Raw genomic sequence first — 21,068 nt, 5'->3', positions numbered from 1 at the left:
TATTCGGGCGAGCGCCCGTGGTTTCGACAAATCGGGCATATCCCGGGAAGATCACAATCGGGCGAAATCAACTGTGCGGCAACAGTTTTCGTAGATTCAACCTGGGTTTCGGTACTATCACGGTAGGCTATTACGCCCTATCACGCGCCGCTGTCGAAAGATTCACACGCGTGCGTCGAGCGCGACTCGCAGATCGTCGACCGACAAACCGATCAGCGACTCCCGGAATACCCGCCCCGGCGCCTCGGGAACCGCGATCTCGCACGGAATCACCAGCAGACCGCAGCCCGCGCCCTGTGCCGCGAGCGAACCGGTCGGCGAGTCCTCGATCGCGACACAATCACCCGGGTCGACCCCGAGCAGTTCCGCGGCGCGGCGGTAGATGGCCGGATCGGGCTTGCCGTGCGCCACCTCGTCACCGCAGACGGAGGTGTCGAAGAAGTCGCGGCCGAGGGTATCGAGGCCGTATTCGGTGAGCGAGCGCTTGGTGTTGGTCACCAGCGCGGACTTCATGCCCGCCTCGCGCACCATCGCCAGCGCGTCTTTGGCGCCGGGACGCCACGGGATCGGGCCGAGCATCAGCTCGGTGACCCGGCGCTCCAGGAACTCCCCCGCCTCGACGATCGTCTGCGGCGAAGGGTCGAGGCCGATACCGTCGAAGAGCATGCGCAGCGCGTTGGGGCCGGAGGCGCCGATCAGGGCGTGGCGGACCTCGTCGGTCAGCTCGCGACCGTGTTCGCGGGCCAGTTCACGAACCGCGATGTCCCACAGCTTCTCCGAATCGAGCAGCGTGCCGTCCATGTCCCACAGCACCGCGGCCGGTCGCGCGCTCACCTGTTACTCGCCTCGTTCTCGTCACACATCGCCGAAGTGCCCGGCGCTCGCCGGACCCCGTTCAGGGTAACGGGTCCGCCTCAGACGCCCGATCCGGCGATCTGCAGGTTGCCCGCGTCGCCGGAGACCTGGATCCACCGGTTCTCCGAGGTCACGGTGCCATTGGCGAGCTGATAGGTGAGCGTGACGACCGCGCGGTTCGGCCCGCTGGGGGTGATCGAGCCGACAGTCACCGACCGCACCGACGACCAGAACGACGAGTACTGCCCGAACCCACCGGTCTGCGCCTGGTAGCCGGGAGCGAGCTGCGCCCACGCCCCGCCGATATTGCCGGGCAGCATGCCGTAGTACCCGGCGATGAACTGGTTGATCCGGTCCGGGGTGGGCGGACCGAACGGCGTGGTGGTGATGGTCGTGCTGGTCGGTTTCGCGGTGGTGGGGGTCGGCTTGGCGGATGTGCTCGTCGGGGTCGCACCGGCGCTCGTCGCACCGCTCGGCAGGGCTTCGGGCGGGGCAGACACAGTGATCGTTTCCTGCTCGGGCACGATGACGACCGTGCTCACCTTGCCGTCGACCACGGTCGTGACGGTGACCGGCGATGCCGGGACCTGCGCCTGCCGATCGGAGTCACCGCCCCGGTCACGGGTGACCACCAGCACCACCAGCATCACCGTGAAGGCGGCGACGGCCGCGGCCAGCAGCAGCACGGCGCGGCTGTTGTTCGCGCGGTCGGTGCGCGACGGCGGGACGGGGAACGCCGGATGCAGGCCGGAGCCGTCCGTCGGCCCGTCCGCGGCCTCGGCGCGCAGCTGCGCCTGGGCACCGGCGCGTTCGACACCGTCCGCGGCCGAGGACGCGGCGTCGCGCGGCCGGACGAGGCCGGGATCGCCTGCCGCCGCCTGCCGCACCGCGCCTGCCTGCCCGGCCCCGCCTGCCGCCGCTCGGCCGATTGCCCCGTCCGCTCGGCTCGCCGCGTTGCCGCCCGTGCCCGACGCCGCACTCCCGCTCACGTCCGAGGCATGCGGTACACCGGTCGAATTTCGGCCCGAGATGGCCGAGCGGGCAGCCTTGGCCTTCGCGAGACCGCTGCCGAACAACGCTGCCGCGCCCGACTTCGCCGTCGCGCCCCCGTTCGCGGGCGCGCCGACCGGCGGAATCAGCGACGTGGCCGCCTCGCTCATCGGCAGAATCTTCGTGGCCGAGGCGGGCAGTGCCGGAACACGGCCCGCCGCAACGTCTTCCAGCGCGACCCGGGCCTGCGCCATCGTCGGCCGGTCGTCGGCGGACGCGGTCAGCAGCCACATCAGGACCGGGGCGAGCGGGCCCGCGTTCTTCGGCTCGGGCACCACACCGCGGGCGACGGCGTGCAGCACAGCCAGCGGGTTGTCGCCCTCACCGAACGGCGGAGCGCCTTCGGAGGCGGCGTACAGCGTGGACCCGAGAGCGAACACGTCGGCGGCGGGTTTCGGATTGTCGCCGCGGGCGATCTCGGGCGCCAGATAGGCGGGGGTCCCCGCCAGGAAGCCGGTGGCGGTGACGGTGACGTCGCCGGTCGCGTGCGAGATGCCGAAGTCGGTGAGTTTGACCGTGCCGTCGTCGCCGACGAGCAGGTTTGCCGGTTTCACATCACGGTGCATGATCCCGGCGTCGTGCGCGGCCGACAGCGCGGCGGCGGCCTGGGCGCCGATCCCCGCCACCTCGATCGGCGGCAACGTCACCCCGCCCGCCAGCTTCACCGCGAGGCTCGGCGCGTTCATGTATTCCATGACCAGCCACGGCTGGCCGTCCTCTTCGGCGACATCGAAGACGGTGATGGCGTTGGGATGGTGCAGACGGGCCGCGATCCGGCCCTCCCGCATCGCACGCAGTTTTCCTTCGAGTGCTTGCGTACCGGTGAGACCGGGTGCGAGCAGCACTTGCTTCACCGCGACAGTGCGCCGCAGCCGGACATCGGTGGCGCGCCACACGACCCCCATCGCGCCCGTGCCGATCGGGTCGGTGAGTCGATAGCGTCCCGCGATCAACCGATCCGATGTCATATCGTGTGCCCCTCCTGCTTACCGCTGAGTCGTCTCGCCCTCCGCGCCACAGCGGGATGAAACTTTCGAAAATCCTACGTGCTGAACTGCTTCGATCCTGTTGCGGGACAGCCCGGTCCATGGACCCAGCGCCGCATCGTGACCAGACTCACATGCGTCGCAACGACAATCGGACCGGTCCGCGGGACCGGTCCGATCTGCCGACGCGTGTATCTCTGTGCCTGCAGTCTCTCAGGCGTTGAAGTATTTCGCCTCCGGATGCAGCAGCACGAACGCGTCCGTCGACTGTTCGGGGTGCAACTGCAGTTCCTCCGACAGCGTCACCCCGACCCGGCCTGCGTCGAGCAGGTCGACCAGTTTGGCACGATCTTCCAGGTCGGGGCAGGCACCGTAGCCGAAGGAGTAGCGAGCGCCCCGGTAGCCGAGCTTGAAGTAGTCCTGGATGTCGGCGGGATCGTCGGCGGCGACGGACTTGCCGTCGACGGTCAGTTCCTCGCGCACCCGGCGATGCCAGTACTCGGCCAGCGCCTCGGTGAGCTGCACACCGATGCCGTGCACCTCGAGGTAGTCGCGGTAGTTGTCGGCGGCGAACAGCGCGTTCGCGAAGTCGGCGATCGGCTGACCCATCGTCACCAGCTGGAACGGCAACACGTCGACCTGTCCGGTCGCACGAGCCTGCTCGCGCGAGCGGATGAAGTCGGCGATGCACAGGAACCTGTCGCGCTGCTGACGCGGGAAGGTGAACCGATACCGTTCCGGCGCATCCGGATTCGGCTCGGTCAACACGATGACCTCGTCGCCCTCCGACACCGCCGGGAAGTACCCGTAGACCAGGGCCGCGTGCTGGAGCACACCCTCGGTGGCGAGCCGGTCGAGCCAGGCGCGCAACCGCGGCCGGCCCTCGGTCTCCACCAGGTCCTCATAGGTCGGCCCGTCCCCGGCCCGCTGACCGCGCAGACCCCACTGGCTGAGGAACAGTGCCCGCTCGTCGAGCAGACCCGAATACTCCGCCAGCGGCAGACCCTTGATCACCCGGGTGCCCCAGAACGGCGGCGTCGGCACGGGCAGATCCGCGGCCACATCGGAGCGTTCGGGCACCACGATCGGCACCTCGGCGGCCTTGCGCTCGGCCGCGATCCGCTTGGACCGCTCATGACGCGCCTTGCGCTCGGCGGCCTTGTCCTTGGCGGCGATCGCCGCCGGGCTGTCCGGGTCGAGCCCACCGCCACGCTTGACGGTCATGATCTCGTCCATCAACCGCAGGCCCTCGAAGGCGTCACGGGCGTAGTACACGTCGCCGTCGTAGACCGCGGTGAGGTCGTTCTCCACGTAGGAACGAGTCAGCGCGGCGCCGCCGAGCAGCACCGGGAACTGTTCGGCGACACCCTTGGAGTTGAGTTCACCGAGGTTCTCCTTCATCACCACGGTCGACTTCACCAGCAGCCCGGACATGCCGATCACATCGGCCTTCTTGTCCTGCGCGGCGTCGAGAATGGTGGCGATGGGCTGCTTGATACCGAGGTTCACCACCTCGTAGCCGTTGTTGGACAAGATGATGTCGACCAGGTTCTTGCCGATGTCGTGGACATCGCCCTTCACCGTGGCCAGCACGATCCGGCCCTTACCCGCGTCGTCGGTGGCTTCCATGTGCGGTTCCAGGTGCGCGACAGCGGTTTTCATCACCTCGGCCGACTGCAACACGAACGGCAGCTGCATCTGGCCCGAACCGAACAGCTCACCGACGGTCTTCATGCCCGAGAGCAGGGTCTCGTTGATGATCTGCAGCGGCGGCACGGTCTGCATCGCCTCGTCGAGATCGTCACCGAGACCGTTGCGTTCACCGTCGACGATGCGCCGCTCGAGACGCTCGAACAAGGGCAGCAGCGCCATTTCCTCGGCGCGCGAGGCCTTCGACGAGGCCGTCGAGACACCCTCGAACAACGCCATCAGCTTCTGCAGCGGGTCGTAGTCCTCGGTGCGGCGGTCATAGATCAGATCGAGGGCCACCTGCTGGTGCTCGTCGGGGATCCGGCTCATCGGCAGGATCTTCGACGCGTGCACGATCGCCGAATCCAGTCCCGCTTCGACACATTCGTGCATGAACACCGAGTTCAGCACCTGCCGGGCGGCCGGGTTCAGACCGAAGGAGATATTCGACAGGCCAAGGGTGGTCTGCACCTGCGGGCGGCGGCGCTTGAGCTCGCGGATGGCCTTGATCGTCTCCTCGCCGTCCTTGCGCGACTCCTCCTGCCCGGTGCCCAGGGTGAACGTCAGGGTGTCGATGATGATGTCGGACTCGGCCAGGCCCCAGTTGCCGGTGATGTCGTCGATCAGCCGCTCGGCGATCGCGACCTTGTGATCGGCCGTGCGAGCCTGACCCTCTTCGTCGATGGTCAGCGCGACGACGGCGGCACCGTGCTCGGAGACCAGCCGCATGATCTGCTGGAACCGCGAATCCGGGCCTGCGCCGTCCTCGTAGTTCACCGAGTTCACCGCACACCGGCCACCCAGATGCTGCAGACCCGCCTGCAAGACCGGCACCTCGGTGGAGTCGAGCATGATCGGCAGCGTCGAGGCGGTGGCCAGCCGTGAGGCCAGCTCGTTCATGTCGTCGGCACCGTCGCGGCCCACGTAGTCGACGCAGAGGTCGAGCATGTGCGCGCCGTCGCGGGTCTGGTCCTTGGCGATCTCGAGGCACCGCTGCCAGTCGGCGGCCAGCATCGCGTCACGGAAAGCCTTGGAGCCGTTGGCATTGGTGCGCTCGCCGATCATCATGATCGACGCGTCCTGCTCGAACGGCACCGCGGTGTACATGCTCGAGACGGCAGGCTCGTGCTCGGGGTGGCGACGATCCTCGATCGCGGGCAGCGTCTTCTCGACCTCACGCACCGCCTCGGCGACCTGGCGAATGTGCTCCGGGGTGGTGCCACAGCAGCCACCGACCAGCGAGAGCCCGAACTCGGACACGAACCCGCTCATCGCGACAGCGAGCTCTTCGGGGGTGAGCGGGTACTCGGCGCCGTTGGCACCGAGCACCGGCAAACCGGCGTTCGGCATCACCGACACCGGGATGGTGGCGTGGCGCGACAGGTGCCGCAGGTGCTCACTCATCTCCGCGGGCCCGGTCGCGCAGTTCAGCCCGATCATGTCGATGCCGAGCGGTTCCAGCGCGGTGAGCGCCGCGCCGATCTCACTGCCGACCAGCATGGTGCCGGTGGTCTCCACGGTGACGTGGGTGATGATCGGGATCCGGCGGCCCGCCGCGATCATCGCCCGGCGGCTGCCGGTGATCGCCGCCTTGACCTGGAGCAGGTCCTGGCAGGTCTCGATGAGGATGGCATCGGCACCGCCGTCGAGCATGCCGAGCGCGGCTTCGGTGTAGGCGTCGCGCAGCGAGACGAACGGCGCGTGGCCCAGGGTCGGCAGCTTCGTGCCGGGGCCCATCGAGCCGAGGACATAGCGCGGGGTGCCGTCGGCGGACGGACCCATCTCGTCGGCGACATCGCGGGCGATGCGGGTGCCGCGCTCGGACAGATCGCGGATCCGGTCGGAGATGTCGTAGTCGGCGAGGTTGGGCAGGTTGCAGCCGAAGGTGTTGGTCTCCACCGCATCCGCGCCCGCCGCGAAGTAGGCGCGGTGAATCTCGGCGAGCACATCCGGGCGGGTGTCGTTGAGGATCTCGTTGCATCCCTCGAGGCCGCGGAAGTCGTCGAGCGACAGATCCGCGGCCTGCAACATCGTGCCCATCGCGCCGTCGCCGATGACGACACGCCGCCGCAGCGTGTCGAGGAGCGTGGTATCGAACCCGGTGGGCAAGGACGCAGACATGATTCAAGACTAGAGGGCGCCCCCGACGAACGAGACCACTGTGGGTGAATCGAGTGGCCTGCGCCACTGTTCCCGGTGGAAACACGCAACACCGTCGGTCACCGCAAAACAATTCGCACAAGACACTAGGCTGACCGGGTGGATGCCAGTGAGACCCCCGGGACGGAACTGCCGACGTTGCGCAATCCCGTCATGGTTGCCGCCTTCGAGGGCTGGAACGACGCCGGCGATGCCGCCAGTGGCGCCATCGAACATCTGGAGTTGATCTGGGATGCCGAGCCCCTGGCCGAACTCGATTCCGAGGACTACTACGACTACCAGGTGAACCGGCCGACAGTCCGTCAGGTCGACGGGGTGACCAGGGAGATCCAGTGGCCCTCGACGATGCTGTCGGTGTGTTCCCCGCCCGGAAGCGACCGCGACGTGGTGTTGCTGCGTGGCATCGAACCGAACATGAAATGGCGCAGTTTCTGCGACGACCTGCTCGAGTTCATCGAGCAACTCGGCGTGGAGACGGTCGTGATCCTCGGCGCGCTGCTGGCCGATACCCCCCACACCCGGCCGGTGCCGGTGACCGGCTCGGCCTACAGCCCCGAGGCCGCCGAGCGATTCAGCCTGGAACAGACCCGGTACGAGGGCCCGACCGGAATCACCGGCGTGCTGCAGGACCAGTGCGTGAAGGCCGGGGTGCCCGCGGTGTCGTTCTGGGCCGCCGTCCCGCACTATGTGTCGCAGCCGCCGAACCCGAAGGCGACGATCGCGCTGCTGCACCGGGTCGAAGACGTCCTCGATATCGAGGTTCCGCTCGGTGAGCTGCCGAAACAGGCCGAGGAGTGGGAAGCCGCGGTCAACGAGATGACCCTCGGCGACGAGGAGATCAGCGAGTACGTGCGCTCGCTCGAGGAGCGCGGCGACGCGGCGATCGACCTCAACGAGACCATGTCCAAGATCGACGGCGACGCCATCGCGGCCGAGTTCGAGAAGTACCTGCGCAGACGCGGGCCCGGCAGCTTCGGCCTCTAGTTCTCGTTCACCGGGAGTTCGCCGCACAGGCGCCTCCCGGCCGCCCTCGGCACGACACTTAGACTTTTTCGCGTGCCGACCCTGCCGATCCTCGCCCATCTGCGTGGTTTCGACGACCGCGTCGCGGTGCTGCACCCGGTGGGGCCCGCGTCCGCCGCCACCATCACCTCGGTGACCTACGCCCAGCTCGCCGACCGCGTCGCGGAGTTCTCGGCCGAACTGGGACCGGTCCGCCGACTCGTCGCGCTCACCGCGGGCAACGATCTGGACTCCCTCGTCGCCTACCTCGGCGCACTCGACGCGGGGTGCGCGGTCCTGCTCACCGGCGAGCTCACCGGCGAACTGGCCGCAACCTACGACCCGGATGTGATCATCGACCGCGGTCGGGTCATCGCGAACCGCGCGCGGTCGGCGCACCGGCTGCATCCGGAGCTAGCGCTGTTGCTCAGCACCTCCGGGTCCACCGGGTCGCCGAAGCTGGTGCGGCTGTCGGCGCGCAATCTCGGCGCCAACGCCGAATCCATCGCCGAGTACCTCGGCATCGGCCCGGACGACCGCGCGGCGACCACCTTGCCGCTGTTCTACTGCTACGGCCTGTCGGTGGTCCACAGTCATCTGCTGCGCGGCGCGAGCCTGTTGCTCACCGAGCGCTCCGTGCTCGAGCCCGAGTTCTGGGACGAGTTCCGCGCGCACCGGGCCACCTCGTTCGCCGCGGTGCCCTACACCGTCGATCTCCTCGACCGGATCGGCTTCGCCCGGATGTCGCTGCCCGCTCTGCGGTATGTGACCCAGGCGGGCGGCAGGCTCGAGCCGGCCAGGGTCCGGACCTACGCGCGGCTCGGCGCGGCCGCGGGCTGGCGGTTCTTCGTGATGTACGGCCAGACCGAGGCCACCGCCCGAATGGCCTATCTCCCACCGGAATCGGCGGACGAGCACCCCGATTGCATCGGGATCCCCGTCCCGGGCGGGCATTTCACCTTGGCACCGGTCGACGACGGCGCCGCGGAGGAACTCGTCTACCACGGCCCGAACGTGATGCTCGGCTACGCCCGCCACTCGGCCGACCTGGCACTGGGCCGCACGGTCGACGCGCTGCGGACCGGCGATCTGGCCCGGCGCACGCCCGACGGGCTGTACCAGGTCGTCGGCAGGCGCAGCCGCTTCGCCAAGCTGTTCGGTCTGCGCATCGATCTGGGCCGCGTCGAATCGGAGCTGGCCACAGCCGGTTTCGTCGCCGCCTGCACCGACGACGGCAGCCGGGTGATCGCGGCGATACTCCCCCGCCCGGCGGCGTCGGCGACCTCGCGCCGAGCGCACGGGGTGGCGGCCGCGCGACTGATCGCCCAGGTGTCGGGCCTGCCCGCCACCGCGATCAGCGTGACCGTCGTCGACGAGCTGCCTCGGCTGGCCACCGGCAAAATCGACTATCCGGCGATGCGCGCGCTCGCCGCCACACCGGCGAGCCCGGGCGACGATGTCGGCGCGATCTACGCCGACGCCCTCGGCCTGCCGATCGAGACGATCTCGCCCGCACACAGTTTCGCGGACCTGGGTGGCAGTTCGCTGAGTTACGTCACCGTGGCGGCACGCCTCGAGCGGGTGCTCGGTACCCTGCCCACCGACTGGCCACAGCGTTCGATCGCCGACCTGGGGCGAGCTCCCCGTACCCGCGCCCGCTTCGGCCGGGCGCTCGACTCCTCGACGGCTCTGCGCGCGATCGGGATCGTGCTGATCCTCGGCTCGCACATCCAGCTGTTCGAACTCTGGGGCGCCGCGCACGTGCTGCTCGCCGTGGCGGGCTACAACTTCGCCCGGTTCGCGGTGAGTTCGGCCCCACCCGCCCGGCGACTGCGACTCACCGGGCGAGCCGTGGCGATGATCGCGGTGCCGACCGCGCTCTGGGTCCTGATCACGATGGTCTGGCAACCCGGCTATTACAGCTGGCAGAATGTGTTGCTGCTCAACAAGATCCTCGGTCCCCGCAATGACACGGCGGGACACCTGTGGTTCCTGGAAGTGCTCGTGTACTGCACCGTGGCCTGCGCGCTGCTGATCCGGGTCCCCCGGATCGACGGGTGGGAGCGGCGGGCGCCGTTCTGGTTCGCCCTCGGCCTGCTCGGCCTCACCCTGGTCTTGCGCTGGCATTCGTTCGGGCTCTATCCCGAACGCGATATCGCGTTGTCACCGCTGGCCTGTTGGTACTTCGTTCTCGGCTGGGCCGGAGCGAAGGCGACGGCGGTCTGGCAGCGGCTGATCGTCAGCGCCGTGCTGCTGGCTTGTGTGCCCGGATATTTCGGCGTCACCGAGCGGGAACGCCTTGTCATGGCGGGCATTCTGATCTTGATCTGGCTGCCCGCGCTGCGCGTGCCCGCCGTCGTCGCCGTGGTGGCGGTGGCGGTGGCCGACAGCTCGCTGTTCGCGTACCTGCTGCACTGGCAGGTGTACCCGGCGCTCGGCGAACAGCGATTGCTCGCACTGGTGGCCTGCCTGGCCGCCGGAGCGGCCGCTACCGAGATGGTGGATCGGTGCAGGCATCGGATCCCATGGCTAACGCTCCAGGGTCAGCACTTGAGCGGCCGCCTCGTGCGCCAGCTTCGCGATCAGCAGGTCACGCGGAATCGTCTGGCCGGTAAGGTGATCGAGTGACGGCACCACCACGTGGTGCGCATCGGCCCGCTTCAATTCCTGGGTGAGTTCGGCGAACGCCGCACCGTCACCCGCGGGTGCTTCGTGGAACGTCGCGGCGAAACACATGCCCGCGGTCCGCGCGAGGCTGCGTAGCGCATCCTCCAATTGGTCGCTCTGACCATCAGCCAGATCGTCCCGCAAGTATCCATAGATCAACGCTTCCACCCGAACCTCCGTTGGATTGGGATCGCTGTTCTGTTGTCGGACCTGTCGTGTACCGATCCCCCCGCGTCGCGCGGCACGCCACGCGGGGGTACTTCGTTGCCCTGCAAGCTCTCCTGCAAAGCAGGCATCCGGTTGTCGAGCCGAGTACCTGCTTACATCATGAACAATCATGGCCCCCGGCAGCAGATGTCAATCCGATGACATCTACATGCCCTATCCGGGACGCCGAACGTTAACTGGTGGAATACTACCGCCGTGACCGCAACTGATGATCGACCCGTCTGGGCTGTTCGGATGCGCTCGGAACGTGACGCGAGGGGGTGGTCGCAAGCCGATGCCGTTCGCGCTATGCGTGCCAAGTCCTCCCACAACCTGCCGACGGACAGTACCCTGCTGCGCAACTGGCGCCGATGGGAATCCGGGGAATCGCGACCTGACGAGTTCTACGCGCCGATCATCGCGGCCGCGTTCGACACCGTCCCCGCCGCGTTCTTCCCGAAGTCCCGTCCCAACCGTGATGACGAGCTGTTATCGGCAACCGGTATGGACACTCTGGAGTTCATCGGACGACTCAGAATGTCCGACGTCAACAGCGCCACCCTGGACGCGGTGCGGATCACCGCCGAAAGGCTGTGCTGCGAATACGCCTACGCCGACCCCTACGCACTGCACACCGAGGGGACCGCGTGGCTGCGCCGGATCACCTCCCTGCTCGACGGCAGACTGACGCTGAGCCAGCATCGCGAAATCCTCGTCCTGGCAGGCTGGGTCGCGTTGCTGGTCGGTTGCGTCGATTACGATCTGGGCCGCCGGGGTGGCGCCGAGGCCACCCGCCGAGCCGCCGATTCGCTGGGCCGCGAGGCAGGCAATGCCGAGATCGTCGGGTGGGCCGCGGAGATGTCGGCGTGGTTCGCGTTGACCCAGGGCAACTTCCGTGGCGCGATCGATGTCTCGGAGAAGGCCATGACGGGTACCACGTCGTCGAGTGTGGGGGTGCAGTTGGCGGCGCAGCGCGCCAAGGGCTGGGCCCGGCTCGGTGATCGCCGCAATGTGCAGACCGCCCTCGACGAGGGCAGGGCGATCCTGTCGCGGATGGGTCATCCGGCCGATCTGGACAACCACTTCGTCGTCGACGCCACGAAATTCGACTTCTACGCGATGGACTGCTGCCGGGTGGCGGGCCAGGATCGACTGGCCGAGCGCTACGCCCAGCAGGTGATCAGCGATTCGACCCGACCGGACGGTTCGGTCCGCAATCCCATGCGGGTCTCCGAGGCGCGGCTCACCCTGGCCGTCGTGGCCGTGCGCGATCGCGATCTCGAGCGCGCGGTCGAGGAGGGTGTCGCGGCGTTCTCCGCGGGGCGCAAGTCGCTGCCGTCGCTGGCGTGGATCGCGGGCGAGGCGGCCAGGGAGATCATCGAACGATACCCAGGAGATCACCGCACCCAAACCTTCCTCGAGCAGCTGCGATCGCTCAATGTCGGCTGAGCTCGCGCGGCGATGCCACGCCGATCGGGGACGGGTCCGGCGGAGCACGCGAAGGCCACCACTAACCTGTCTACGGTGACCGACTCCGCCGACGGCCTGCCCAGCGCCGTACCCGCCCTGTGGGACGAGCGTCTGCGGTTGTTCTCGTTCGCGACCGCCGAGAAGCGCGCCGACTACGCGCGGGTGCTGCGCGCCTTCGACAGCGCTCGTGCCGCCTACGTGGTGTTGTTGCACGCCGACGACGTCGCCGAGTGGATAGCCAGAGCCGAGGCGGGCGGTCGAGCCGAGGCGGCCGCGGGTGTCCCACTGCCCGCGGTCGAGATCGGTCCCCTGCTCGAGCAGCTGCATCGCTGGGGTGTGCTCGAACGCAGCTACGACGGCACCCGCGCGGCCACCCTGGCCGAGTACCGCAACCGGCACTACGTCTACCAGTTCGCGCAGGCCGGGTTCCAGGCCTACCGGGCGGTGGCCGGGGTGCTCGCGGCCCGGATGGAGGACGCGTCGCTGTCGCGGCTGGTGCTGCCCGAGCTGCTCGCCGACCTGCGCACCCTCTCCGCCGCCAACCGCGACGGCGACGCCGAGCGGGTCTACACCACGTTGCGCAGGCTCGACACCGCGCTCACCGACATGGCCGCGCGCGCCGCGCACTTCTACCTGTCTCTGGGCGACCTGGTGCGCACCACCGAGATCACGCCGGAATCCTTCCTCGCGCACAAGGACGCGCTGCTGGCACACATGCGGGAGTTCAGCATGGATCTGGCCCGCTTCGCCCCGCGGCTGGCGGCGGCGATCGGCGAAGTCGAGGAGACCGGCGTCGAGCAGCTGATCGGCCGCGCGGCCGGGTGCGACGAGCGGGTGCTGCTGAGTCTCGCCGAACGCGAAGCGGATTGGCGTTCCCGCTGGGACGGGCTGCGCACCTGGTTCGTCGCCGCGGGCACCGAGTCGTCGGAAACCTGCGAGGCCGATCGGCTCCGCGAAGCGACGATGAGCGCGATCGCGGCGGTGCTGTCGCTGTTGCGCCGGGTCACCGAGACCCGCCGAGGTGGCGTCAGCCGGGAATCGGCGTTGCGCCATCTGGCCGAATGGTTCGTCGCCACCCCCAGCGCGGGCAGTGCGCACGCGCTCTACGACGCGGTGTTCGGGCTGGGCAAGCCGCGCCACCTCTCGCTCGAACATCCCGACGCGGAACTGATCCCCACCAGCCGATCCTGGTGGGAAGCACCGCCGTTGGAGATCTCCCGCACGCTCGCCGAAACCGGTCGCGCACCCACGGCGGGCGCCCCGGCCCGGATCGCGCGCAACGACGCGGGCGTGCGGCGGCTGCGGGAGGCCCAACTGGCGGCACAGCGTGAACGCGCCGCGGCCGCCGCCTCGCTGTCCCAGGGCAATGTGCACGAACGAGTGCTGGATCAGCGTGAGACCGAGGTGCTGTTGCGCCTGATCGACGCCGCCTCCACCGCGTGGGTTCCGGTGAGCGGAAAAGTCGACGGCACAACAGGTTCCGACAACGGCGTCACGTTGACAGTGCGCCCCTGCGATGGGTCGACGGTCATCCGGACCGCGGCGGGGCTGCTCCATCTGAACAACCGTCGCCTCGAAGTACGCGAGTCGAGCCGCCGCGGGGTCGCGCGATGAGACTGCGCATCGACTCGCCAGATTTCGGCGTCCATCGCTCGGTGCGACCGACGTCGGCACGAGGGGCAAGACTGTGAAGCGACAACGGATCGATGCGCTCGCTCTCGACAGTTATCAGCGGGCGGCGCGAGTGATGCTCGCCAATCACCTGGTCACCCGGGTCTATCCCGACCGGATCGCGCTGCCGTTGATTCGGCGGTGGGCGACGGAACTGCGCGAGGATCTGGCCGAATTGTTCGGTTACCGCTTGGAGGTCACCGAGACCACGGCCCGGCTCTACCCGGTGCACGATCGGCTCGATGACGCCCGGCCCGCCCGCAGCGTCAACGATCGGGTCTTCGACCGACGCCGCTACGCCTATCTGTCGCTGGCGCTGGCCGCGCTCGGCCGGGCAGGCGACCAGATCACCCTGTCCGAATTGGCCGAGCACGTCGCCGATTACGCGAGCCGGATCGAGGGACTCGACCTGTCGACCGAGCGAGCCGCCGATCGCGACGCCTTCGTCGATGCCGTCGGCTGGCTGGGCGCGCGGGGTGCGTTGACGTTGGCCGACGGCGACGCGGGCGGTTGGGCCAGCGACCCGGAGGCGGGCGAGGCGCTCTACGACATCGACCGCCCGGTGGTGTTCGCGCTGTTCCGGCCCCCACGGGCACTGCAGCATCTACACAGCGTGCGCGGGTTGCTGGCCGAGGACACCGACCAGGCTGATCAGGCTCGCCGAGTGCGCCGGGCGCTCGTCGAGCGCCCCGTCGTCTATCTCGACGAACTGTCGGCAGCCGAGGGTGCGCTGCTCGGCCAGGACCGACTGGTCGGCGAGGTCGAGCACTGCACCGGCTTGCGCGCCGAACGCCGGGCCGAAGGTGTGGCGCTGATCGACAACTCGGGACGGCTGTCCGATACCCGCTTCCCCGGCACCGGAACCCTGGCACAGGTGGCCCTGTTGTTGATCGGCGAGATCGCCGACACGGTCCTCGACATCGACAACCCGATCCCCCGGCGCCCCGGCGCGCTCACCCCCGATCACACCCTGCTCGAGCACCTCGATGCGTCCATCCCCACTGCGGGTGTGTTCGCCCCGCTCGCCGAGGACCTCGAAACCAGCACGCCGGCCCCGGTTTTCACCGACGACCTCGACGACCTCGAACCCGTCACCTATCCGTTCCTCGACGACGCCTGGGTGCGCACGACCGTCACCGCGCTCACCGACCGCTACGGCGCGACCTTCGCCGCCCAGTGGCAGGCCGATGTCGGCGGGCTCACCACCGAGGTCCTCGCGCTGCTCGCCAAGCTGCGGCTGATCCGGCCGGTCGAGGACGGGCTGCTCGTATTGCCCGCGCTGGCCAGATATCGCGGCGCGGTGGTCACCGTGCGTGTGCGCAAGGCCGAGGAATTGTTCGTCACCGCCGCCGATACCGACGGCAGCACCGGAGAGGGAGGGGTCTGAGCATGTCACTCATTCACGGCGGAGTGCGGTTCGTCCCGACCCGTGCCGGCATCGTCAACCTGTGGGACTACCGCGACCAGGAGTTCAGTTTCGCCGACGGGCGCCTGGTGCTGCGCGGTCCCAACGGCTCCGGCAAGACCAAGGCCCTGGAAGTGTTGTTCCCGTTCGTCCTGGACGGACGGATCGAACCACGCAGGCTGAACCCGTTCGCCGGTGAAGAACGCACCATGAAGTCGAATCTGCTCTATCGCAAGCAGGAATCGGCCTACTCGTATGTGTGGATGGAGTTCGCGCGCGGCAGCTGGGACGACCCGGAGACCGTCACCGTCGGCATCGGCATGCGCGCCACCCGCTCGTCGGACAAGGTGACCCGCTGGTACTTCGTCGCCGACGGCCGCGCCGGGGTCGACTTCTCGCTCATCGGTCCCGACGACCGCCCGCTCACCCGCAAGCAGTTGGCCGAGCAGATCGGCAGCGACGCCATCGTGGACCGGCCCGTCGAGTACCGGGCGGCGATCGACGCGCGCATGTTCGGGCTCGGCGTGCAGCGCTACGACCAGCTGATCAATCTGATCCTCACCCTGCGCAGGCCCCAGCTCGCCAAGAATCTCGACCCGCGCGGCCTCTCCCAGGCACTCACCGACGGCCTTCGGCCCCTCGACGAGCAGTTGATCCTCGACGCCGCACGCTCGTTCAGCGATATGGAGGAGGTCGGCCGCACCCTCGACGGGCTCGTCCAAGCCGATACCGCCACTCGCCGATTCGTCGATGTGTACCGCAAATACCTTGCGGTACAGGCGAAAACGGACGTCGACCAGCTCCGCGCCCGCCTCGATGCCGTGACCAACGCCGCCACCGCGCTCTTCGCCGCGACCGCCCTGCGTACCCGCCGCGACACCGACCGCACCGAAGCCGAGACCAGGGCCGAGAACGCCGACCAGGCCTATGAGCAGGCCATCGCCGACCGCGAGAATCTCCAGCGCTCCAGCGCCTACGAGGGCAAACAGCAACTCGACGACCTGGCCGACGCCGTCCGCCGCCTCGAAACCTCCGCCGCGGCCCACCGCGACAAGGCCGCCGAAGCCTCGCACACGCTGCAACGCCGCGCCGAGGAAGCCTCTCGCGCCACCGAAGCGGTCCGCACAGCGGCCGCCGCCCTCGTCCGCGGCGAGGACGCGGTCCGTGCCGCCGCCGAAGAGGCGGGCATCGAATGGACCCCGCCGAGCGCCGAGGGCCGCGGCGACCAGTTCACCGCGGCGGTGCGCGGCCACGCGGAGGAACGTGATGCCGACGTGCGTGCGGTGCGACAAGCAGTGGGCAAGTGGGACACCGCCGCCGCCGACCGCACCCGCTCCGAGCGCCTGGCCGAACGCGCCGTCGAACTGCGCGACTCGGCCGCCGCCGAAGTCGCCCATGCCGAAGCCGCGGTCGCCTTGGCCCGCAGCGAATCCGCCGCCGCCCTGCGCACCTGGTGGAACGCGCACAGCGAGATCTTCGGGGCCGTTGCCGAACCAGGGGCGCACGACGGCCGCTCGGGCACGAATCCCGACGGACAGGACGGAAAAGGTGAACGTCGCCGAAAGGTGACGTCCGACACCACCGCCGGCTTGTTCGCAGCGCTCGACACCGCCATGGCCGGTGCGGGCGTGGAGGACATTCCCTCCGCCTCCGAGGTCTTGTCCGAGTGGTGCGAGCCGCTGCGCGAGCAGATCCGCACCCGCCGCGAGCAGGCGCGCTCCCGTGCCACCGCCGCTGCCGTGCGCCGCGATGCCCTGGTCGCCGAACGCACACAGATCGCCGCCCAGCGCGACGACGCTCCCCCGGCCCATCCCGCCAGAACCGGTGTCCGCGAAGGACTTCCGGGTGCGCCGCTCTGGCAGCTGGTGCGGTTCGCCGACTCGGTGTCCCCGCGGGATGCGGCCGGTATCGAGGCGGCACTGCAGTCCAGCGGTCTCCTCGACAGCTGGATCTGTGGCCCGAGTCTGCCCGCCGGCATCGACTCCGAGCACCTCCTGCTCCCCTTGCCGATCGAGCAGCGCCCGTCCGGCCGTACTCTCGCCGATGTCCTTGTCGTCGAGGACGATTCGGCCGATCTCGCCGTGCCTACCGAGACCGTTGCCGCGGTGCTGGCCTCCATCGCCCTCCACGACACGTCCGCACAGCCGGGTACGACGACCGATGACACGCCGGACGCAGAACGATCCGTGTCCGGCGATGCCACTCGGCTGGTCACTGGCGCCACCCTCACCGCGCTGACCACCGCCGCCGCGCCGCAGGTCGTGGTCGGCCTCGCCGGAACTTTCCGGCAGGGCGTTCTCGTCGGCCACCACCACAAGCCCGAAGCCGAGTTCATCGGGACCACCGCGCGAGCGCGCAGGCGTGAGTCCCGGCTCGCCGAGATCGAGGCGGCGATCGAGGCCGCTACTGCCGAACATCAGGTGGCGAGGGACGAAGATAGTTGCGCCACTGCCGAATTGGCCGCGCTGTCGGCCGGCGCCAAGGCACTGCCGCGCCCGTCGGCGGTGACGTCTGCCCTGCGTGCCGTGTCCGAGGCCGCCGGCCTGATGCGGTCGAGGGTGGAGGCCGCCACCCAGTCCGAGCGCGAACTCGACCAGGCCGTCGCCGAAGTCGCGGCCCTGGACAAGAAGGTGCGCGCCGCCGCCCAAGCGCATCGAACCCCGCGCGAGGCACGCGAACTCGACGCGCTGGCCGCCGCGATCCGCCATTTCGAGAACACCGGTACGGGACTGCTCCGCCTACGCGCCGAACACGATCGGGAGCGCGAACGCGAACGCGAGGGCACCGACCGGCACGACGAGGCGCGGGCACTGGCCGAGGCGTTCGCCGAAGAGGCCGAGGCTGCCCGACTGGGCTACACCGAGCAGCAGCGCAAACTCGAAACGCTGCGCGAAGCGCTGGGCGCCAGTGCCGCCGACATCGACCGCGATCTCGACCTGGCCCGCGGTGCCATCGAGGCGGCCAAGGCCGAGCAGCGGGCCGCGCGCAAGGCCGCCAATGCCGCCATCGAAGCGGTCGGCGATGCCGAGGCGGCCTCTCGCACCGCCAACGAAGCGCTCGCCACCGCACTCACCGAAGTGCTCGCCGAAGTGCGTTCACTGGCCCCGTACGCCCGACCCGACCTGTTGAGCCTGCTCGGCGCCTCGGTCGAACACCGCTGGCCCAGTAGCGATGCCGCGTGGTCCACCCCGGAGCAACTGCAGTACCGCATCGTCGCCGCGGGGCCGCAAACCGATCCGGTGGTGCTGCCCGACGAGGTGGCCGCCCTGTTCGCCGACCTCGACACCGCCACCAGCCAGGTCCGCGCCACCGAGGCGGGTCGCAAGTCCACCCGGTCCGCGGTCACCACCGCGCTCCAGGAATTCGACGCCGCGCTCACCGCCTCCGGCCGCGACTACCGGCTGAACTGGGACGCCGCCGACGGACTCACCGTCGTCGCCGTCCACGACGAGAACGGCCAGGCCGCCCTCGCCGACTTCGCCGCCCGCATCGACGCCGCCCGCCGCGACCAGGAACTGCTGCTCACCGATGCCGAGCGGCGCATCCTCGAAGACGCGCTGCTCACCGGCCTGGCCCAGCAGATCCACGAACGCACCACCGACGCTCGCGAACTCATCTCCCGCATGGGCGCGGAGATGAAGCAGCGGCGGATGTCGTCGGGCAACACCATCGGTGTGCACTGGATCCTCGCCGACGGGTTGTCGGAGTCCGCGCGCTCCATGTGCAAACTCCTCGACCGCGACACCACCGCCCTGAGCCCGGAAGACCTCGGCTCGGTGCGCGCCCACTTCGCCGCCGAGATCCGCGCCGCCCGCACCGCGCACCCGGAGCGTTCGTACCCCGAAATCCTCGCCGCGACCCTCGACTACCGGACGTGGCGAGTCTTCTCCTTCACGCTGATCTCCGGGGACGGCACCGAGGACAAGCTCACCGTCGCCCGGCACAGCGCCCTCTCCGGCGGCGAACAGTCGGTCTCCCTGCACCTGCCCCTGTTCGCCGCCGCCCACGTGATGCTCGACTCCGCCGACCCGCAGGCCCCTCGCCTACTCGCTCTCGACGAAGCCTTCGCCGGCGTCGACGACAACGGTCGCAGCGAATTGCTCGGCCTCAGTGTGCAATTCGACCTCGACCTGTTCATGACCGGCTACGACCTGTGGATCACCTACGCCCACGTCCCCGGCTGCGCGCACTACGACCTGGCCCACTCCACCGCCGAGAACACCGTCAGCGCGACCCTTCTCGTCTGGGACAGCGGTGAGCTTCTCGCCGAACACGACGGCGGCGACCTCACCACGGCGCTGGGCTCCCCCAACCGCCGCCGAGTACCCAACACGATCGAGGGCGGGTTGACCCTGGAAGGGATGCCGGGCGAACCCGCTCCGGTGGGCTGATCAGCGGTACGGGTTCGCCCAGCGCGCGCCGAAGAGAATCATCGTTCTGATGACACCGCGTACCGGGCCGCGATCGCTGCGGCACGGTCGCGCAGGGTGGTGCGTAACCACTGCGGGGCAACGACTTCCGCGTTCGCGGCGAGCTGCCACATCGCCCATTCGGCGTGTCGGCGATCCTGGAAGGCCACTTCCAGCCGCAGTCGCCCGTCGTCGTCCGCTTCTTCGCGGTGGACAACCACCGCGGTGCCGACCAACTCCTCGCGCCGCGCCGGATCGACCAGAACCCGTACGGTGACGAGATCGCCGCCTGCGCGAAAGCGGGCGCTGCGCTCCTGCCAAGCCCGGTCCAGATCGACCCGGTCCGGTCGCTGGGCCGGTTCGGCGAGCGCCTCGGCGGCCACGACCCGCGACAGCCGGTAGGTGCGGTCCGCGCCGGATCTGGTGGCGAGCAAGTAGCCTTGGCCTCGGACGGTGACCAGGCCGATCGGGTCCACCGTGCGCCATGCGGGACTCTGGTCGACGGCGGCGTAGTGGATGCGCAGCTTGTGTCCGGCGAGCACCGCGCGCCGGACCTCGCTGACGATGGTGTCGGGCAGCTCCTCGGCATCCAACCGGCGCGAGAGCAGATCGGTCTCGGGATCGATGAGCAATCGTTCGGCCGCGTCGCTCGCGGTCTCCCGATAGCTTTCGGGCAGCGCGTCGACCACCTTGAGCATGGCCGACGCGAGCGCCGAGCCGAGCCCGAATGCCTGTGCGCCACGCCGTGATCCGGCGATCAGCAAGGCCAGCGCCTCCTCGTGGTTCAGCCCGGTCAGCTCGGTCCGGAATCCGGGCAGCAGCGCGAACCCGCCGTGCCTGCCCCGTTCGGCGTAGACCGGAACGCCCGCCGTGGACAGCGCCTCGATATCGCGCAGCACGGTCCGGGTGGACACCTCCAGTTCGCGGGCCAGGGTGTCCGCCGACAGCTGACCGTGCCGCCGCAGCAGCAGCACCAGGGAGACCAACCGGTCAGCTCGCATACGAAAAACTATGCCAGGAATACACGACACAGGATGTCGTGTATTCCTGGCAGGTTCATCGCCATGACAAACATCGACCACGCACGCCACACCATCGTCAACCCCGACGGCCTGCACGACCCGACCCCCTTCGGCTACAGCCACACCGCCGTCATCCCCGCTGGTACCGAACTGGTTCTCGTCTCGGGACAGTACGGATCCCGACCCGACGGCGCGGTCGTCTCCCCTGACTTCACCGAGCAGGTCGACCAAACCTTCCGCAACATCGCCACCGCCCTGGCCGCCCACGACCTCGACCTCAGCCACGTCGTCCAGCTCCGGACCTACGTCGTGAATCACGACGTCAGCAAACTGGGCCCCATCGCCGGTGCCGTCCAAGCGAACTGGGGTACAACCCCTCCCACCCAAACCCTCATCGGCGTCGCGAGCCTCGCCACCCCCGACGTCCTGTTCGAGGTCGAAGCCGTCGCCGCCCGCCCCTGAGTGTTCTCCCCAC

Annotated in this window: 12 protein-coding genes; 7 read left to right on the top strand and 5 right to left on the bottom strand. The window is 69.2% G+C overall.

Annotated elements, in window-relative coordinates:
• Window positions 1-162 precede the first annotated feature (162 nt).
• The 3 genes from ACFVVI_RS04870 to metH all read right to left on the bottom strand — a co-directional run bounded on the left by ACFVVI_RS04870 (window position 163) and on the right by metH (window position 6,701).
• Window positions 163-834, bottom strand: coding sequence for an HAD family hydrolase (locus ACFVVI_RS04870; protein WP_387443260.1), 672 nt, complete (start codon window positions 832-834; stop codon window positions 163-165).
• A gap of 80 nt (window positions 835-914) precedes the next feature.
• Complete coding sequence (locus ACFVVI_RS04865; RefSeq protein WP_387443259.1) at window positions 915-2,873, bottom strand: serine/threonine-protein kinase; 1,959 nt, start codon at window positions 2,871-2,873, stop codon at window positions 915-917.
• Between the two features lie 231 nt (window positions 2,874-3,104).
• On the bottom strand, window positions 3,105-6,701 hold the full coding sequence (gene metH, locus ACFVVI_RS04860; RefSeq protein ID WP_387443257.1) for a methionine synthase: 3,597 nt from the start codon (window positions 6,699-6,701) through the stop codon (window positions 3,105-3,107).
• 192 nt (window positions 6,702-6,893) lie between these two features.
• On the opposite strand from metH, the gene ACFVVI_RS04855 reads away from it, so the two are divergent.
• Window positions 6,894-7,724, top strand: coding sequence for a PAC2 family protein (locus ACFVVI_RS04855; RefSeq protein ID WP_235569430.1), 831 nt, complete (start codon window positions 6,894-6,896; stop codon window positions 7,722-7,724).
• Between the two features lie 72 nt (window positions 7,725-7,796).
• Window positions 7,797-10,370, top strand: a complete 2,574-nt coding sequence (locus ACFVVI_RS04850; protein WP_387443254.1) for an AMP-binding protein — start codon at window positions 7,797-7,799, stop codon at window positions 10,368-10,370.
• Here ACFVVI_RS04850 and ACFVVI_RS04845 read toward each other — a convergent pair.
• Window positions 10,272-10,577 carry a hypothetical protein gene (locus ACFVVI_RS04845; protein WP_301901081.1) on the bottom strand — a complete coding sequence of 102 codons (306 nt, stop codon included), beginning with the start codon at window positions 10,575-10,577 and terminating at the stop codon, window positions 10,272-10,274. The genes ACFVVI_RS04850 and ACFVVI_RS04845 overlap by 99 nt on opposite strands.
• A 348-nt stretch (window positions 10,578-10,925) precedes the next feature.
• On the opposite strand from ACFVVI_RS04845, the gene ACFVVI_RS04840 reads away from it, so the two are divergent.
• The 4 genes from ACFVVI_RS04840 (at window position 10,926) to ACFVVI_RS04825 (ending at window position 19,553) form a co-directional block, all read left to right on the top strand.
• Window positions 10,926-12,065, top strand: coding sequence for an XRE family transcriptional regulator (locus ACFVVI_RS04840; RefSeq protein ID WP_378988192.1), 1,140 nt, complete (start codon window positions 10,926-10,928; stop codon window positions 12,063-12,065).
• 75 nt (window positions 12,066-12,140) lie between these two features.
• Complete coding sequence (locus ACFVVI_RS04835; RefSeq protein WP_387443252.1) at window positions 12,141-13,700, top strand: TIGR02677 family protein; 1,560 nt, start codon at window positions 12,141-12,143, stop codon at window positions 13,698-13,700.
• A gap of 73 nt (window positions 13,701-13,773) precedes the next feature.
• On the top strand, window positions 13,774-15,144 hold the full coding sequence (locus ACFVVI_RS04830) for a TIGR02678 family protein (RefSeq protein ID WP_387443250.1): 1,371 nt from the start codon (window positions 13,774-13,776) through the stop codon (window positions 15,142-15,144).
• A 2-nt stretch (window positions 15,145-15,146) separates the two neighbouring features.
• The gene (locus ACFVVI_RS04825) at window positions 15,147-19,553 is read left to right on the top strand and encodes an SbcC/MukB-like Walker B domain-containing protein (protein WP_387443248.1); all 4,407 of its coding nucleotides are present in this window, start codon (window positions 15,147-15,149) and stop codon (window positions 19,551-19,553) included.
• A 38-nt stretch (window positions 19,554-19,591) separates the two neighbouring features.
• Here ACFVVI_RS04825 and ACFVVI_RS04820 read toward each other — a convergent pair whose 3' ends face one another.
• Window positions 19,592-20,572: a helix-turn-helix transcriptional regulator gene (locus tag ACFVVI_RS04820; protein ID WP_387443246.1), complete on the bottom strand. Its 981-nt coding sequence runs from the start codon at window positions 20,570-20,572 to the stop codon at window positions 19,592-19,594.
• Window positions 20,573-20,635: 63 nt separating this feature from the next.
• Between ACFVVI_RS04820 and ACFVVI_RS04815 the strand changes: the two genes are divergently transcribed.
• On the top strand, window positions 20,636-21,055 hold the full coding sequence (locus tag ACFVVI_RS04815) for a RidA family protein (RefSeq protein ID WP_378988207.1): 420 nt from the start codon (window positions 20,636-20,638) through the stop codon (window positions 21,053-21,055).
• The last annotated feature ends 13 nt before the right edge of the window (window positions 21,056-21,068 follow it).

The organism is Nocardia sp. NPDC058114 (assembly GCF_042884695.1).
GTDB lineage: Bacteria > Actinomycetota > Actinomycetes > Mycobacteriales > Mycobacteriaceae > Nocardia.
Note: the sequence above shows the minus strand (reverse complement) of the source record. Positions and strands in the feature narration are given on the sequence as shown.

Coding starts and splice junctions, on each gene's coding strand:
- ACFVVI_RS04865 (WP_387443259.1), bottom strand. CDS start 2,873: ATGACATCGGATCGGTTGATCGCGGGACGCTATCGACTCACCGACCCG.
- metH (WP_387443257.1), bottom strand. CDS start 6,701: ATGTCTGCGTCCTTGCCCACCGGGTTCGATACCACGCTCCTCGACACG.
- ACFVVI_RS04855 (WP_235569430.1), top strand. CDS start 6,894: ATGGTTGCCGCCTTCGAGGGCTGGAACGACGCCGGCGATGCCGCCAGT.
- ACFVVI_RS04840 (WP_378988192.1), top strand. CDS start 10,926: ATGCGTGCCAAGTCCTCCCACAACCTGCCGACGGACAGTACCCTGCTG.
- ACFVVI_RS04825 (WP_387443248.1), top strand. CDS start 15,147: ATGTCACTCATTCACGGCGGAGTGCGGTTCGTCCCGACCCGTGCCGGC.
- ACFVVI_RS04820 (WP_387443246.1), bottom strand. CDS start 20,572: ATGCGAGCTGACCGGTTGGTCTCCCTGGTGCTGCTGCTGCGGCGGCAC.
- ACFVVI_RS04815 (WP_378988207.1), top strand. CDS start 20,636: ATGACAAACATCGACCACGCACGCCACACCATCGTCAACCCCGACGGC.